The sequence below is a fragment of the Streptomyces sp. NPDC024698 genome, assembly GCF_055559015.1.
The window spans coordinates 181,272-197,426 of record NZ_JBVHLK010000005.1 but is presented as its reverse complement, the minus strand read 5'-3'; the positions used below and the strand labels follow the sequence as shown (position 1 = coordinate 197,426).

The 16,155-nt window shown below is 71.3% G+C and carries 16 protein-coding genes; 3 read left to right on the top strand and 13 right to left on the bottom strand.

The window, feature by feature from the left end:
• Positions 1–2: 2 nt before the first annotated feature.
• The 12 genes from ACZ4AA_RS14305 to ACZ4AA_RS14250 form a co-directional block, all read right to left on the bottom strand.
• The gene (locus ACZ4AA_RS14305) at positions 3–1,124 is read right to left on the bottom strand and encodes an aliphatic sulfonate ABC transporter substrate-binding protein (protein WP_467600821.1); all 1,122 of its coding nucleotides are present in this window, start codon (positions 1,122–1,124) and stop codon (positions 3–5) included.
• 229 nt (positions 1,125–1,353) lie between these two features.
• Positions 1,354–2,709: a sulfate adenylyltransferase subunit 1 gene (locus ACZ4AA_RS14300; RefSeq protein ID WP_467600818.1), complete on the bottom strand. Its 1,356-nt coding sequence runs from the start codon at positions 2,707–2,709 to the stop codon at positions 1,354–1,356.
• 2 nt (positions 2,710–2,711) lie between these two features.
• Positions 2,712–3,650: a sulfate adenylyltransferase subunit CysD gene (gene cysD, locus ACZ4AA_RS14295; protein WP_467600815.1), complete on the bottom strand. Its 939-nt coding sequence runs from the start codon at positions 3,648–3,650 to the stop codon at positions 2,712–2,714.
• Positions 3,647–4,237, bottom strand: a complete 591-nt coding sequence (gene cysC / locus ACZ4AA_RS14290; RefSeq protein ID WP_467600812.1) for an adenylyl-sulfate kinase — start codon at positions 4,235–4,237, stop codon at positions 3,647–3,649. Before cysC ends, cysD begins: the two co-directional genes overlap by 4 nt.
• Positions 4,234–4,944, bottom strand: a complete 711-nt coding sequence (locus tag ACZ4AA_RS14285) for a phosphoadenylyl-sulfate reductase (RefSeq protein WP_467600809.1) — start codon at positions 4,942–4,944, stop codon at positions 4,234–4,236. Before ACZ4AA_RS14285 ends, cysC begins: the two co-directional genes overlap by 4 nt.
• Positions 4,941–5,120 carry a hypothetical protein gene (locus ACZ4AA_RS14280; protein ID WP_261704338.1) on the bottom strand — a complete coding sequence of 60 codons (180 nt, stop codon included), beginning with the start codon at positions 5,118–5,120 and terminating at the stop codon, positions 4,941–4,943. The genes ACZ4AA_RS14285 and ACZ4AA_RS14280 overlap by 4 nt, the downstream gene beginning before the upstream one ends.
• Positions 5,117–6,811 (bottom strand): nitrite/sulfite reductase, encoded by a 1,695-nt coding sequence (locus tag ACZ4AA_RS14275; RefSeq protein WP_467600806.1) that lies wholly within the window; start codon positions 6,809–6,811, stop codon positions 5,117–5,119. The genes ACZ4AA_RS14280 and ACZ4AA_RS14275 overlap by 4 nt, the downstream gene beginning before the upstream one ends.
• Before the next feature lie 135 nt (positions 6,812–6,946).
• Positions 6,947–7,030, bottom strand: coding sequence for a putative leader peptide (locus tag ACZ4AA_RS14270; protein WP_309486338.1), 84 nt, complete (start codon positions 7,028–7,030; stop codon positions 6,947–6,949).
• 162 nt (positions 7,031–7,192) lie between these two features.
• Positions 7,193–7,765: a GNAT family N-acetyltransferase gene (locus ACZ4AA_RS14265; RefSeq protein ID WP_467600804.1), complete on the bottom strand. Its 573-nt coding sequence runs from the start codon at positions 7,763–7,765 to the stop codon at positions 7,193–7,195.
• A gap of 64 nt (positions 7,766–7,829) precedes the next feature.
• A complete protein-coding gene (locus ACZ4AA_RS14260; RefSeq protein ID WP_467600801.1) occupies positions 7,830–9,176 on the bottom strand; it encodes a hypothetical protein in 1,347 nt (448 codons plus the stop codon).
• A 334-nt stretch (positions 9,177–9,510) separates the two neighbouring features.
• Positions 9,511–10,806, bottom strand: a complete 1,296-nt coding sequence (locus ACZ4AA_RS14255; protein WP_467600798.1) for a GAF domain-containing protein — start codon at positions 10,804–10,806, stop codon at positions 9,511–9,513.
• Between the two features lie 259 nt (positions 10,807–11,065).
• Positions 11,066–12,700, bottom strand: a complete 1,635-nt coding sequence (locus ACZ4AA_RS14250) for an acyl-CoA dehydrogenase family protein (protein WP_467600795.1) — start codon at positions 12,698–12,700, stop codon at positions 11,066–11,068.
• A gap of 17 nt (positions 12,701–12,717) precedes the next feature.
• On the opposite strand from ACZ4AA_RS14250, the gene ACZ4AA_RS14245 reads away from it, so the two are divergent.
• The gene (locus tag ACZ4AA_RS14245) at positions 12,718–13,887 is read left to right on the top strand and encodes a YihY/virulence factor BrkB family protein (protein WP_467600792.1); all 1,170 of its coding nucleotides are present in this window, start codon (positions 12,718–12,720) and stop codon (positions 13,885–13,887) included.
• A gap of 193 nt (positions 13,888–14,080) precedes the next feature.
• On the top strand, positions 14,081–14,794 hold the full coding sequence (locus tag ACZ4AA_RS14240; protein ID WP_467600789.1) for a helix-turn-helix transcriptional regulator: 714 nt from the start codon (positions 14,081–14,083) through the stop codon (positions 14,792–14,794).
• Here ACZ4AA_RS14240 and ACZ4AA_RS14235 read toward each other — a convergent pair whose 3' ends face one another.
• Positions 14,795–15,208 carry a VOC family protein gene (locus tag ACZ4AA_RS14235; protein ID WP_467600787.1) on the bottom strand — a complete coding sequence of 138 codons (414 nt, stop codon included), beginning with the start codon at positions 15,206–15,208 and terminating at the stop codon, positions 14,795–14,797.
• 154 nt (positions 15,209–15,362) lie between these two features.
• Between ACZ4AA_RS14235 and ACZ4AA_RS14230 the strand changes: the two genes are divergently transcribed.
• Positions 15,363–16,052 carry a ThuA domain-containing protein gene (locus ACZ4AA_RS14230; protein ID WP_467600784.1) on the top strand — a complete coding sequence of 230 codons (690 nt, stop codon included), beginning with the start codon at positions 15,363–15,365 and terminating at the stop codon, positions 16,050–16,052.
• The last annotated feature ends 103 nt before the right edge of the window (positions 16,053–16,155 follow it).

Below are 16,155 nucleotides of genomic sequence, written 5' to 3'. Positions count from 1 at the left end.
GCTTACTTGACGCCGAGACCGGCGTCGTCGACCTTGCTCTCACCCGCGGCGGTCAGGACCTTGTTCAGGAGCGTCAGGTCGTAGATGCCGGTCAGGTTCGGCTTGTCCAGGAGACCGGCCTTCACCGCGTGGTCCGCCTCGGTGCTCAGCGTGGAGGCCAGCGGGTCGTTGGTGATCTGGATGGACTTCCACGCCGGGTCGAGGACGTTCGCCGGCAGTGCCTTGCCCGAGTCGGCCTCCAGCTGCTTGTTCGCGGCGGCCTTGGCGTCGTCCGGGTTGGCGTTGATCCACTTGTTCGTCTCTACGGAGCCCTTCAGGACCGCCTCGACGACCTTCGGGTGCTCCTTGAGGAACTTCTGCGACACGATGATGTTCGTGATCACGAACTTCTTGTCGGGCCACAGGTTCGACTCGTCGAGCAGCACCTTGCCGCCCTCGGCGACCAGCTTGGACGCGGTCGGCTCCGGCACCCAGGCGCCGTCGATGGAACCGGACTTGTAGGCGTCCGGGGTGATCTTGTTGTCGGTGCGGACCACCGACACGTCACCCTTGCCGCTCTGCGCGTCGACCTTCCAGCCCTGCTCCGCGGCCCAGTTGAGGAACGCGATGTCCTGCGTGTTGCCCAGCTGGGGGGTCGCGATCTTCTTGCCCTTGACGTCCTTCAGGGACTTGATCTTCTTGGGGTTCACCACGAGCTTGACGCCGCCCGAGGCCGAACCGCCGATGATCCGCAGGCTCTTGCCCTCGGACTTCGTGAAACCGTTGATGGACGGCGACGGGCCGATCCAGCCGATGTCGATGGAGCCCGAGTTGAGCGCCTCGATCTCGGAGGGCCCGGCGTTGAAGATCTGGTACTTCGCCTGGGTGGCGCCGAGCTCCTTCTGGAAGAAGCCCTTCTGGTTGCCGACCAGTGCGGTGGCGTGCGTCAGGTTGCCGAAGTAGCCGATCTTCACGGAGTCGACTCCGTCGATCTTCTTCGCCCCGGTGGCGACCTTGGCCGCGGCGTTGTCGTCCTTCGCGTCGGAGCCGTAGCTGCAAGCGGCGAGCGTCAGCAGGGGGAGAGCGGTGGCGAGGGCTACGCCGCGGGTCAGCAGCTTGGAACGCGTGGAGCGGATGGCAGGCACGGGAGGTGTTCCTCTCGGTGGCCCGGCGGTCACGTCTTCAATCGTGGCCGGGAAGGTCGGCAGGTCTTCGTCGCATCCGGGACGTCGGGTGGGGGGACGGGGCGCGCAGGCAGTGCGCGTACGTCATCGCGCACATCGCGCGACTCCGCCCTGCCCGCTGCCGAGGGCGCCGCTGCCGACGCGGCCGCCCTCCTTCGCGAACGTGGAGTAGATGTCGATGGGATTCATGTCAGAAGTCCCAACCGTCGTCGTCGGACTCGTCCTTGACCGGCTGCGGCGCGGCGAAGGACTCGCCGACCATGCCCGCGGTCAGCGTGGTGCCGTCGGCCGGGTCGATCAGGATGAAGGCGCCGGTGCGGCGGGAGTCGGCGTACGCGTCGAGCGGCAGCGGCTCCGCGGTGCGGATCTTGACGCGGCCGATGTCGTTGGCGACCAGCCGGCCCGGGTGCGGGTGCAGCGAGAGGTCGTCGAGGGTCAGGCGGGAGGGGATGTCCTTGACGATCGCCTTGACGGTCCGGGTGCCGTGCTTGAGCAGCACCCGGTGGCCGACGGTGAGCGCCTCGTCGGCCACGTGGCAGACGGTCGCCTCGACGTCCTGCGTGGTCGGCGGGGCGTCCTTGGTCGGCACCAGCAGATCGCCGCGGGAGATGTCGATGTCGTCCTTCAGCAGGACGGTCACCGACTGCGGGGTCCAGGCGACGTCGACCGGCTCACCCAGCAGGTCGATGCCGGAGATCGTCGAGGTGCGCCCCGAGGGCAGCACGGTGATCTCCTGGCCGACGCGCAGCGAACCGGCGGCGATCTGGCCGGCGTAGCCGCGGTAGTCCGGGTGCTCGGCGGTCTGCGGGCGGATCACGTACTGCACGGGCAGCCGCGCGTGGCAGTGCGCCAGGTCGTGGCTGACCGGCACGGTCTCCAGGTGTTCGAGGACGGTCGGGCCGCCGTACCAGTCCATGTTCGCGGACGGCTCCACCACGTTGTCGCCGGCCAGCGCGGAGATCGGGATCGCGGTGATCTCGGGGACGCCCAGTTCGGAGGCGTACGCCGTGAACTCCTCGGCGATCGCGGCGAAGACGGTCTCCTCGTACGCGACGAGGTCCATCTTGTTGACGGCGAGCACCACGTGCGGGACGCGCAGCAGCGCGGCGACGGCGGCGTGCCGGCGGGTCTGCTCGATGACGCCGTTGCGGGCGTCGACGAGCACGACGGCGAGGTCGGCGGTCGAGGCGCCGGTGACCATGTTGCGCGTGTACTGCACATGGCCGGGGGTGTCGGCGAGGATGAACCGGCGGCGCGCGGTGGCGAAGTAGCGGTAGGCGACGTCGATGGTGATGCCCTGCTCGCGCTCGGCCCGCAGACCGTCGGTGAGCAGCGCGAGGTCGGGGGTGTCCTGGCCGCGGTTGCGGGAGGCGTGCTCGACGGCCTCCAGCTGGTCGGTCAGGATCGACTTCGAGTCGTGCAGCAGGCGTCCGACGAGCGTGGACTTGCCGTCGTCGACGGAGCCCGCGGTCGCGAAACGCAGCAGGGTGGTCGCCGACAGCTGTTCGACCGACAGGGGCTCGGTGGGTTCGGTGGTGCTGGTCATGTCTAGAAGTACCCCTCGCGCTTGCGGTCTTCCATCGCGGCCTCGGACATCTTGTCGTCGGCGCGGGTCGCGCCGCGCTCGGTGAGCCGGGAGGCGGCGATCTCGTTGATGACGGCGTCCAGCGTGGTCGCCTCCGAGTCGACGGCACCGGTGCAGGACATGTCACCCACCGTGCGGTAGCGGACGAGCCGCTTCTCGACGTTCTCGCTGTCCTTCGGGCCGCCCCACTCCCCGGCGGTCAGCCACATGTTCGACCGCTGGAAGACCTCACGCTCGTGCGCGAAGTAGATCTCGGGCAGTTCGATGCCCTCACGGGCGATGTACTGCCACACGTCGAGCTCGGTCCAGTTGGACAGCGGGAACACCCGGACGTGCTCGCCGGGCGCGTGCCGGCCGTTGTACAGGTTCCACAGCTCGGGCCGCTGACGGCGCGGGTCCCACTGCGAGAACTCGTCGCGCAGCGAGAACACCCGCTCCTTGGCCCGCGCCTTCTCCTCGTCACGGCGTCCGCCGCCGAACACGGCGTCGAAGCGCTCGGCCTGGATCTTCTCGGTCAGCGGCAGCGTCTGGAGCGGATTGCGGGTTCCGTCGGCACGCTCGCGCAGCACACCGCGGTCGATGTAGTCCTGCACCGAGGCCACATGTAGCCGCAGCCCGTGGCGCTCCACGGTCCGGTCGCGGTATTCGAGGACCTCGGGGAAGTTGTGCCCGGTGTCCACGTGCAGCAGCGTGAAGGGCACCGCGGCCGGCGCGAACGCCTTCAGCGCCAGGTGCAGCATGACGATGGAGTCCTTGCCACCGGAGAAGAGGATCACCGGCCGCTCGAACTCACCCGCCACCTCACGGAAGATGTGGACGGCCTCGGACTCCAGGGCGTCCAGGTGCGACAGCGCGTACGGGCTGCTCTCGGTCCCCTCGGAGACGCTGGCGACGGTCGTCATGCGAGACCCTTCTCGGTGAGCAGCGCGTGCAGCGCGGCGGCGGACTCCTGCACGGTCTGGGTGTGCGACTCGATGCGCAGGTCGGGCGACTCCGGCGCCTCGTAGGGGTCGTCGACCCCGGTGAGCCCCTTCAGTTCGCCCGCCGCCTGCTTGGCGTACAGACCCTTCACATCGCGTACGGAGCAGACCTCGACCGGGGTCGCGACGTGCACCTCCAGATACGTCGTGCCGTTCTCCTCGTGGCGCCCGCGCACCGCCTCGCGGCTGTCGGCGTAGGGCGCGATGACCGGGACGAGGGTCTTGACGCCGTTGCGGGCGAGCAGTTCGGCGAGGAAGCCGATGCGCTGCACATTGGTGTGCCGGTCCTCGCGGCTGAAGCCGAGGCCCGCCGAGATGAACTCGCGGATCTCGTCGCCGTCGAGCACCTCGACCCGATGGCCCTGCTCGCGCAGCCGGCCCGCCAGTTCGAAGGCGATGGTGGTCTTGCCGGCGCTAGGCAGTCCGGTGAGCCAGACGGTGGCTCCGCTCGTCACGTGCCGCTCCTGGGAAGTCGTGGGGTCCGCGGCGGGCGCGGTGTTCGTCGTCATCCGTGCAGTCCGCACTCGGTCTTCGCGCTGCCCGCCCAGCGGCCGGCGCGCGCGTCCTCGCCCTCCAGCACCCGGCGGGTGCAGGGGGCGCAGCCGACGGAGGCGTAGCCGTCCATCAGCAACGGGTTGGTCAGTACGCCGTGTTCGGCGACGTACGCGTCCACGTCGTCCTGCGTCCAGCGGGCGATCGGGGAGACCTTGACCTTGCGGCGCTTCTCGTCCCAGCCGACGACCGGGGTGTTCGCCCGGGTGGGGGACTCGTCGCGGCGCAGGCCGGTCGCCCAGGCCTGATAGTCGGTCAGGCCCTCTTCCAGCGGCTGGACCTTGCGGAGCTTGCAGCACAGGTCCGGGTCGCGGTCGTGGAGCCGCGGCCCGTGCTCGGCGTCCTGCTCGGCGACGCTGCGACGCGGGGTCAGGGTGATGACGTTGACGTCCATCACGGCCTCGACCGCGTCCCGCGTGCCGATCGTCTCCGGGAAGTGGTAGCCGGTGTCGAGGAAGACCACGTCCACACCGGGCCGGGCGCGCGAGGCGAGATGAGCGACCACCGCGTCCTCCATGGAGGAGGTCACGCAGAACCTCGCGCCGAAGGTGTCCGCGGCCCAGCGCAGGATCTCCAGCGCGGAGGCGTCCTCCAGGTCGCGTCCGGCCCGCTCGGCCAGGACCTTCAAGTCGCCGTCCGCGCGCTCGTGCTGAACGACCGTCATATCTCCGCCCCTCCACGCTCTTCCCGCTGGACGCCCCGGGACAGCAGCCCCAGGAACTTCAGCTGGAAGGCTCGGTTGCACGCCGCGCATTCCCACGCCCCGTGGCCCTCCTCGCTGGGCCGCAGGTCCTCGTCTCCGCAGTACGGGCAGTAGAAAGGTGCCGCGCGCTCGCTCACGACAGGGCCTCCTCGGAGGCACGCGCCGCCCAGAGAGCGAAGCGCTCGTCCGTCTCGCGCTCCGCCTGGAAGCGCTTGAGGACACGCTCGATGTAGTCGGGCAGTTCGTCCGAAGTGACCTTCAGGCCGCGGACCTTGCGGCCGAACCCGGCCTCCAGGCCGAGCGCGCCGCCCAGGTGCACCTGGAATCCCTCGACCTGCTCGCCCGCGTCGTTCAGGACCAACTGGCCCTTGAGGCCGATGTCCGCGACCTGGATACGGGCGCAGGCGTTGGGGCAGCCGTTGATGTTGATGGTGATGGGCTCGTCGAACTCGGGGATGCGGCGCTCGAGTTCGTCGATCAGGGAGGCGCCGCGCGCCTTGGTCTCGACGATCGCGAGCTTGCAGTACTCGATGCCGGTGCAGGCCATCGTGCCGCGCCGGAACGAGGACGGCCGGGCGGTGAGGTCCAGCGCCTCCAGGCCCTCGACCAGCGAGTCGACCTGCTCCTGCTCGATGTCGAGGACGATCATCTTCTGCTCGGCGGTGGTGCGCACCCGGCCCGAGCCGTGCGCCTCGGCCAGCTCGGCGATCTTCGTCAGGGTGGCGCCGTCGATGCGGCCGACGCGCGGGGCGAAGCCGACGTAGTAGCGGCCGTCCTGCTGCCGGTGCACTCCGACGTGGTCGCGCCAGCGGGCGACGGGCTGGTCGGGGGCGGGGCCGTCGACCAGGGGGCGCTTCAGGTACTCGTCCTCCAGGACCTGGCGGAACTTCTCCACGCCCCAGTCGGCGAGCAGGAACTTCAGCCGGGCGCGGTTGCGCAGCCGCCGGTAGCCGTAGTCACGGAAGATCGAGATGACACCCTCGTAGACGTCCGCGACCTCGTCGAGCGGGACCCAGGCGCCGAGGCGCTGCCCGATCTTCGGGTTGGTCGACAGACCACCGCCGACCCACAGGTCGAAGCCGGGGCCGTGCTCCGGGTGGTTCACACCGACGAAGGCGATGTCGTTGATCTCGTGCGCCACGTCGAGCAGGGGCGAGCCGGAGATCGCGGACTTGAACTTGCGGGGCAGGTTGGAGAAGTCCTTGTTGCCGATGATCCGGCGCTGGATCTCCTCGACGGCCGGGGTGCCGTCGATGATCTCGTCCTCGGCGATGCCGGCGACCGGTGAGCCGAGGATGACACGGGGGGTGTCGCCGCAGGCCTCGGTGGTGGACAGACCGACGGCCTCCAGGCGCTCCCAGATCTCCGGGACGTCCTCGATGCGGATCCAGTGGTACTGGACGTTCTGGCGGTCGGTGAGGTCGGCGGTGCCGCGCGCGAACTCCTGCGAGATCTCGCCGATGACCCGCAGCTGCTCGGTGGTCAGCCGGCCACCGTCGATGCGCACCCGCAGCATGAAGAACTTGTCGTCCAGCTCCTCAGGCTCCAGGATCGCGGTCTTGCCGCCGTCGATCCCGGGCTTGCGCTGGGTGTAGAGACCCCACCAGCGCATCCGGCCGCGCAGGTCGTTGGGGTCGATCGAGTCGAATCCCCGCTTCGAGTAGATCGTCTCAATGCGTGTCCGCACATTGAGACCGTCGTCGTCCTTCTTGAACTGCTCGTTGCCGTTGAGCGGGGTGAAGTGACCTACGGCCCACTGGCCCTCACCGCGGTGACGGCTCACCTTGCGGCGGGGCGCGACAACGGGATCCTGCGGGGTGGCGGCCATGGCTGTTACGTCCTTCGAGACTGCGGGGCAGGTCTGATCTGCGGCTCTGACCTGCGCATACGGGTGCATACGGAAGAATGGGCGCAGCACTGCGCAAGGGTCGCAAAAAGAAGAGGATCGGCGGTGCTGGGCTGATCAGCTCGCCGGACAGATGGCGCTGGACATGCGGCCGAGGTCGACGTGCCGCCGACTCACCAAGGCAATTCCAGTTCCAGACATGACGGAAGCGTGTCACGGGGATCTCGGGGCAGTCCACCGTCATCCATCATGTGGACACACTGGTCCCGAATCCTGAGATGGGGTGGTGCCGGTCACATGACCGGCCCTCCCGCGGTGCCGTCAGGAGGGCCGCGAGTCGTGGACACGGCGGTGCAAAGCGGGTCAGACGGTGTACGCGCCCGGCCAGGGACCCGGGGTGAGGGCCTCCGCCTCCTCCTCGACCTTGGTGTCGAAGAGCCGGAAGCCGCGCCGCAGATAGTTGTCCATGGCATGCTCGCCGTCCTTGCTGCACGTGTGCAGCCAGACCCGCTTCGTCCCGGCCCGCCCCGGCCAACGGTCGGCCAGGTCCCAGGCGCGCGCGACGCCGTACGACAGGAGGTGCCCCCCGATCCGGCGCCCGCGGAACGCGGGGACGAGCCCGAAGTAGGCGATCTCCACGACCCCGTCGTCCTGGGCGTCGAGTTCGATGTAGCCCGCCGGGGTGCCCCGGTCGTAGGCGACCCAGGTCTCCGTGCCCGGCTTGCCGAGGACCGCCTGCCACTGCGCGTACGTCCAGCCGAGCCGGTCCGTCCAGAGGATGTCGCCGCCGACCGAGGCGTACAGGAAGCGGCTGAACTCGGGGGAGGGGATCTCGGCGCGGACGATCCGCAGATCCCCCTCGGGCACGCTCGCGGGGAGCAGGTCGGCCGGGGCCGTCTGCTCCAGGGACCAGGTGGTCACACTGATGTCGCTCATGACGGCCAGGGAATCACGGGGGCGGCCGCCTCTCCAAAGGCGCCCGCCCGACCCCGCCGCCCCGCTAACCGAGCGAGCCGTCGACCGACGACAGCGGCACCGCGTAGAGCACCCTGCGGTCCGCCCTGTCGCTGAGACTCCACAGCTCGCCGGTCCGCTGCCAGTACGACAGCGACCCGGTACCGAGGCCCCAGCAGGCGTGCGACTGGTCCGCGGTGCAGGTGGCCGCCCCGGCACCGTGTCCGCTCTGGCGCCACAGAGAGCCGTGCCCCTCACGTCTGTCGGACGGCCGTCCGATGTACCACTGGGCCTCGTGGGCCCCGGCGGACCGGTGCGAGAGGGCGCCGGAGATCCCGGACCCCTTGGTCGTGTAGGCCTCGGCCGCGTCCACATGCCCCTGGGCGTCGGCGAGCAGCCCGGTGCGGTACGCGGCGGTACTGAACGCGTACCGCCAGATACGGGTGCGCTCCGGGCGGTCGCCCGGGGCCTCCGTCGCGACCAGGCTGTCGGGAGCCGTCGTACGGTCGAGGGAGAGCGAGCCGATACAGGGGACCGCGTGGTCACGTCCGCGGGTGCACGAGCCGCCCTCCGGGTCGTACGAGCCGATGGCGGGGAGCACGTACCGGTAGCCGGCCGCCGAGTAGCCGTGGCCGACCCGGCCCACGGCGGGACCGTCCACGTCGGTCCGCAGCAGCCGGTGCAGGTCGAAGACGAGCAGGCCGTCGCCGTGGTCCGCGGTGACGATCAGCTTGTCCCGGTACCAGACCATGCCGCCGAGGCCGGTGCGGACCGCCGTGAAGTCCCTGCCGCCGGCGCGCGGGACGACGAGCAGGACCCAGCGGTAGCGCAGGGTGTCCGGGTCCGTGGCGTCGACGAACGCGATCCGGGCCAGTCCCTCGTCCCGGTCCGGCGCGGCCGCCTGTCCGTCGCGGTGGGTCCAGCCGGCCAGGATCACCTGGTGTGTGCCCCACGCGCCGTTGTACTCGGCGTCACCGGAGGTGGTCACCGAACGCGGCCGCCACCGCGCGGTCCCGGCGTCGACGTCGTCCCAGCAGTACGCGCGGGTGGCCGTCGGCTCTACGGGCAGCGCGGTCCGCTCGTCCGTCGTGCAGTCGGCGGTGTTGCGCATCGCGTGGTCGGTGTCGCCGAGGACCCCGTCGACGCCCACGTTGCCGCCCATGTTCCCGCTGAGCGTGTCGAGCGTCTCCCGGGAGGTCAGGTTCTCGTGGAGGCGCAGCTGCGAGGAGGTTCCGGCGCGCAGCGCGGTGAGGTCGCCCGGGCTGTTGGCGCCGGTGGCCTGTGAGGTGCTGATCAGCGTGGCGGCCGCGGTGAGCGCGAGCGCGGTTCCGGCCAGGCCGGCGCGCAGCGCCTGACCCCTTCTTCGGCGACGGTGCCTGCCGCGCTGCTTCATGCGTCCTCCCGGATAGGCCAACTGCCTCCCCCGCCGAGGGCGTTGACGGAGAGACGGGTGGGGTGGCCCGTGGAGTGGATGCTACGGCAGTGACCCCCCGGCCAGGACAAAGACGGCGGAAGACGCCCACGAAATACGCTCACGCCGTCACCCTCGCCCCACTCGCCGCCCTCGCCCCGCTGGCCTTGCTCGTCACCGTCGCCCCGCTGGCCTTGCTCGCCACCCTCGCCACCCCGGCCCCGCTCGCCACCCTCGCCACCCCGGCCCCGCTCCCCGTCCCCGTCTCCGCCCCGCTTCAGGACGCCTCCCCAGGACCCCTCCTCAGGACTCCTCCTCAGGGTGTTCCCGGTTCGGCCGGTGTGCGGGCGCCGAGCACCGCGGGCGCGGTCGAGTGCGGCAGCAGGTCCCGGGGGTCGTGGGGCAACAGCACCTCGACCTCCACCTCCTCGCGGAAGCGGTACGGCCGGTGGTCGAGCAGCCCGATGAGCCGGCGGCGTACGCGGGACAGTTCGGCGCGGACCGTGACCGTGCGGGTCGGGTCGCCGAAGAGGTCGACCGCGAGCTGGGCCGCGCTGCGCCCCTGCCGGTGCACGGCGAGGACGTAGAGCAGCTCGGCGTGCCGCGGGCTCAGGTCCTGGGCCCAGCTGCCCGCCGTGCCCGAGACGGTGATGTGCGGGCGCCGGGGTTCGCCGAGGTCGAGGACGACCCGGCCGGCGCTCCCGAGGTCGTCGGCGCCGGTGACGCGCAGCAGCCAGCCGCCGGGCATCGGCTCGGCGACACACGTACCGAGGGAGGGCAGCCAGCTGCGGCCCGCGCGGAAGGAGTCGGGCAGCGGGACCCGGTCCACGGGCGGCATCCCGGTGACCGCGGCGAGCCAGCCGTGGGAGTCCACCACGAGGGCCGGACCGTCCAGGCGGCACAGCAGGGGCGCGGCCACCGCGCGCAGCCGCTCGATGGCCGTCAGATGCGCGGCCCGCAGTTCGCTTTCGGCCAGTCTGGACACCGTGTCGACCAGGGCCAGGGTGGCGGGATGGAAGGTACTGCCCGGCCCGCTCACGTCGATGATCCCGAGCAACCGTCCGTCGCGCGGGTCGTGCACGGGCGCGGCCGCGCACGTCCAGTCGTGCAGGGCGCGCACGAAGTGCTCGGCGGAGTGCACCTGGAGGGGGAGGTCCGCGGACAGGGCGGTTCCGATGGCGTTGGTGCCCGTGGCCTCCTCGCCCCAGGCGGCGCCTTCCTCCAGGCAGATGGCGTCGGCCCGGCGCAGTACCCCCGGGTTCCCCGAGCGCCACAGGACCCGGCCCTCGGCGTCGGTGACCACCATGATCTGGAGCGAGGCGTCGGCGACCGTCCCGAGGCCGCCGTGCAGGGTCGGCATCACATCGGCGAGTGCCGTGGACGTCCGCCGGTGTTCGAGTTCGTCCGGCTGGAGCAGGATGCTGTCCGTTCCCTGTTCGGGTTTGATGCCGAAACGTTTCGCTCTCTGCCAGGACCGGCCGATCAGCGGACGCGGGGCGAACGCGCCCCGCCCGCCCTCGGCCGACGCGGTCCAGGTCTCCTTGAGATGGCCGGCCTTCCCGGACGCGTCGGACGGTGCGACACGGGCTGGGTCGAACGATGTGGTCTTCACAGAGCACTCCCGAAACAAGGACCTCGTACGGGTCGCGGCACAGCCGTCTTCCCACATCGTGCCTGCTCTCGGGGCCGTCCGCCGGAGCTTCGCACAAGGTGCACAAAGGAATGCAACGGTCTGCAACTCTCGCCAACGGTCACAAGGTTCCTCGAAACTGACAGCGACGCCGCCCGTGCGGTGTCCGAGCTCCTGAACGGGGGCGAGCGGCGGGGGTGGTGCCGTGTCGGCGCAGCACCACCCCCGCGTCAGCGCCTCCTCAGACCACCGGCCGGGCCCGCTCCACCACCGTGGCCAGATCCAGACTGTGCGGCAGCGTGCCGAACCCCGTGCCCCAGTCGCCGCCCAGGCGTGAGGCGCAGAACGCGTCGGCCACCTCCGGCGGCGCGTACCGCACGAGCAGCGATCCCTGGAGCACCAGCGCGATCCGCTCGACCAGCCGGCGGGCACGCGCCTCGATCCCGTCCAGGTCGGCGAGTTCGGTCAGCAGGTTCTTGATGGCCCCGTCCAGCCGGTGATCGGCGCCGCGCGCCTGGCCCACCTCCCGCAGATACGCGTCCAGGGCCCCGGGCTCCCGCTGGAGGGCGCGCAGGACGTCCAGTGCCTGCACGTTGCCGGCGCCCTCCCAGATGGAGTTGAGCGGAGACTCCCGCAGCAGTCGAGGCATGCCCGACTCCTCGACGTAGCCGTTGCCGCCCAGACACTCCAGTGCCTCCACCGCGACCGGCGTACACCGCTTGGTCACCCAGAACTTGGCGGCGGGCACCGCGAGCCGCAGGAACGCCCGCTCCTGCTCGCTCCCGTCGTCGTACGCCGCCGCGAGCCGCATCGCCAACGTCGTCGCCGCCTCCGACTCCAGCGCCAGATCGGCCAGGACGTTGCGCATCAGCGGCTTGTCGATGAGACGGCCGCCGAACGCCTCGCGGTACGTGGAGTGATGGATCGCCTGCGCGACCGCCTGCCGCATCAGCGAGGCCGAACCGAGCACACAGTCGAGACGGGTCGCCGCGACCATCTCGATGATGGTGCGCACCCCGCGTCCCTCGTCGCCCACCCGGCGCGCCCAGGTCCCGTCGAACTCGACCTCGCTCGACGCGTTGGACCTGTTGCCGAGCTTGTCCTTGAGCCGCTGGATCCGGAAGACGTTCCGGGTGCCGTCCTCAAGGACCCGCGGCACCAGGAAGCAGGTCAGCCCGCCCGGGGCCTGCGCCAGCACGAGGAAACCGTCCGACATCGGTGCCGAGCAGAACCACTTGTGCCCGGTCAGCGCGTACGTCCCGTCCTCGGCGAGCGGCCTCGCCTCCGTCGAGTTGGCGCGGACGTCGCTGCCGCCCTGCTTCTCCGTCATGCCCATACCGAAGAGCGCGCCGGCCTTCTGGGAGGCGGGGCGCAGCTCCTGGTCGTAGACGGCCGACGTCAGACGCGGCACCCACTCGGCGGCGAGCGCCGGGTCGGTGCGCAGCGCGGGCACCGCCGCGTGGGTCATCGACAGCGGGCAGCCGTTGCCCGCCTCGGCCTGCGTCCAGATCACGAAGCCCGCCGCGCGCCTGAGATGCCCGCCGGGCCGGGTCCACGCCGATGTCAGCCCCGCCGACACGCCCTTGCCGAGCAGGCGGTGCCAGGCCGGGTGGAAGTCGACCTCGTCGACCCGGTTGCCGTAGCGGTCGTGGGTGCGCAGCTTCGGCGGGTTCTCGTTGGCCAGCGCACCCCATTCCTGGACCTGGGCGGACCCCGTCGTCCGGCCGAGCGACGACAGTTCCTCACGCGCCTCCTGGAGAAGCTCTGGATCGAGATGCCGGTCGACCGCCTCGACGAGGGCCCGGTCGGCGGCGAATACGTCATATCCGACCAGGGGCGGAGCCTGGTTGGTCACGGTGTGGGTGCTGGCTGCCATACCGCTACCGTAAGGACGTGCACCAGGCAAAAGAAACACCTGAACGGCCTCGCTCGGGCCGCTTCCACCGCGCTCGCGCGCTCTACCGGAACGTTTCCAAGCGCAGGACCGCCTGGCTGCTGCTCAAGGACACCGTCAACTCGTGCATGGAGTACCGGATCCTCGGACTCGCGGCGGAGGCGGCCTTCTTCACGCTCCTGTCCGTCCCGCCGCTGCTGCTCAGCATGATCGGGCTGCTCGGATACGTGGACGCCTGGACCGGCGCCGACACCATCGCCAGCCTGGAGTCGAACCTCCTGAACGCCTCCCGCACGGTGCTCACCGAGAAGGGCGTCCACCAGATCGCCGAGCCGATCCTGCACGACGTGATGAAGGGCGGGCGGCCCGACATCATCTCCCTGGGCTTCCTGTTCGCCCTGTGGTCCGGCTCGCGCGCGGTCAACGTCTTCGTCGACACCATCACCGTGATGTACGGGCTCGACGGCACCCGGGGCATCGTCAAGACCCGGATGATGTCGTTCCTGCTGTTCATCGTGGCGCTGCTGATCGGCTCCGTCGCGCTCCCGCTGATGGTGGCCGGCCCGGACGCCGTGGTGAGCGTGGTGCCGTGGTCGACGACCCTCGTGCAGGTCCTGTACTGGCCGGTCGTCATCGTCCTGTCGGTCGCCTTCCTGACCACGCTCTACCACGTGTCCGTGCCCGTCCGCTCACCCTGGGTCGAGGACGTGCCCGGCGCCCTGGTCGCCCTCGCCATGTGGGTCCTCGGCAGCTTCCTGCTGCGCATCTACCTGACGAACACCATCGAGGGCCCCACCATCTACGGCTCCCTCGCCGCGCCCGTGGCCGTCCTGCTGTGGATCGGTGTCGCCGCCTTCGCCGTCCTGGTCGGCGCGGCCGTCAACGCCGCCATCGACCGGGTCTGGCCGGCCGCCGCCACCGCGGCGGCCCGTGCCGCCAACGAACGGCTGCGCGAGGCCCAGGCCGCCGAGTACGTGGCCCGCGTCGCCGCGCACCGCTCGTACGACGCCGATCCCGACGACCCCGACATGCCCTCCGAGTTCCCCGAACGCTGGTCGCGCTTCCTGCCCCCGGAGGACGTCACCTCCCGCCTGCGCACCCACGCCAAGAACACCCACCACCCCCACCACGCTCCGAAGAACGGCGAGGAGCACCCGCCGGAGGACTGACCCCGGCCGGTCCCCCGCGCGCGGGCCTTCGCCGTCCGTGCCGCCCTCTACGCCGGCCGCACGGACGCTCCGCCGCACTCGGACATGCGCCGTGTCGGCCACGGCAGCGCCTTAGTGCTCTCCGGCGCCTTCGAACGGGTGTACGGCATCAGTCCGCGGGAGCACCGGACCCGCCCGGCGTAGCCTGGCGGACATGTACGCGGAACGGGCGTCCCGGCTGCCGGGCGCGGTGCTCTGGAGCCGGACACCGCCCGCTCCCGCACCGGACACGGCCGCGGGGGAGGGCGTCCGGGACGCCGTGCTGCCCGACGGCTGCATGGATCTGCTGTGGACCGAGGGCCGGCTGCTCGTCGCCGGTCCCGACACACGGCCCCACAGCCCGGACGAGGTGCCCGGCGGCTGGGCGGGCGTCCGCTTCCACCCCGGCACCGCGCCCGTCCGTCTGGGCGTACCGGCGTACGAACTCCGCGACCGGCGGGTGGAGCTGACCGACCTGTGGCCGGCCGCCGAGGTGCGCCGCCTCACCGCCCGGATCGACGCGGCCGCCGACCCCGTGGTCGCGCTCGAAGAGGTCGCGCTGCTCCGGGCGGCCGGGGCACCGCCCCCGGATCCGCTGCTCCTGGACGTGGTGGCAGCCCTGGACGCGGGCCGCCCGGTCGCCGAGACGGCCGACCGGCTCGGCCTGGGGGCACGCCAGTTGCACCGCCGCTCGCTAGCCGCCTTCGGCTACGGGCCCAAGACCCTGGCGCGGATCCTGCGGCTTCAGCGGGCGCTCGCCCTCGCCCGCGGCGGTAGGCCCTTCGCGGAGACCGCGCTGCGCGCCGGGTTCGCCGACCAGGCCCATCTGGCCCGGGACGTCAGGGAGTTGACGGGAGCGACGCTCGGTGCACTCGTCGGTCGCCGGTGACTAGCGCGAGGCGTCCGCTTCCGCGGGCAGCGGGGCGAACAGGTCGACGCCGTTGCCGTCCGGGTCGTGCACGACGGCGTACCGCATGCCCCAGAAGGCGTCCCACGGCTTGAGCTCGCCGTGGTGGCCCGCGCCGACGAGTTCCTCGTAGACGGCGTCGACCTCGGCGGGGCTCTCGCAGCGGAAGGCGAGCGAGGCCCGGCCGCCGCCGCTCGGAGGCCGCCACCCGCTGTGGAACGACCGGATGGTGTCCTCCGTGTCCAGCGCGAGGCGCAGCCCACCGGGCAACGGGGCCTCGACGTGCGGTTCGTCCGGCGCGCCCTCGGGGAAGACGAGCCCGAGACGGCCGTAGAAGGCGACGGAGGCGGCCATGTCGGAGACGGCCAGCCCGATCACATCGAATCGTGGAGTCATACGGCCACCGTAGGCGTGCCGCGGGCGCCCGGTCTTGAAGGAAACGGACACCGCCCGCAGCCTGCCCGCCCCTGGGTGCGCGGCCGCGGGACCGGGCTGACCGGTTCGCCCGAGGGGCTGGGGTGACCGGCCGGGTACGACCTAGGCTCCGGGCATGGTCTTCCGCGTTCTCGTGTACACCCGTACGACCGGCTACCGGCACGACTCCATCCCGGCCGCCGTCGGTGCCGTGCGCGCCCTCGGCCGTGAGCACGGCTTCGAGACCGACGCCACCGAGGACCCCGCGGTCTTCGAGGCCCCCCTCGCCCCATATGCGGCCGTCGTCTTCCTGTCGACGAGCGGCGAGGTGCTGACCCCGCAGGGCCGTGACCGGCTCGCCGCCCATGTCGAGGGCGGCGGCGGTTTCGTCGGGGTGCACGCCGCCGCCTGCACCGAATACGACTGGCCCCACTACGGCGAACTGCTCGGCGCCCGTTTCGACCGGCACCCGGACCTCCAGCCGGGCCGGGTCCTCGTCGAGGACCGCGGACACCCCGCGACGCGGCTCCTGCCACCGGTCTGGGAGTTCACGGACGAGTGGTACGACTTCCGCTCCAACCCGCGCGATACGGATGGCGTGCGGGTGCTCGCCACCGCCGACGAGGCCTCGTACCGGGGCGGGGGCATGGGCGCCGACCATCCCTTGGTGTGGTGCCGGGAACAGGGCGCGGGCCGGGTCTTCTACACGGCGCTCGGCCATGCCGCGGAGGCGTACGAGGATCCGGACTTCCGTCGGCATCTGCTCGGCGGCATCCTCTGGGCGGCCCCGGACCCCTTCGCGACCGCTCAGGACCGGGGCCGCTGACCGGATCACGGGTCCGGTCCGGCCCCTGTCGTACGGCGGTGTCGGCCGTCCGGGGGACCTCCGCAGGAATACCGGGACGCGTTGTGGTGCTCTGATCTCTACA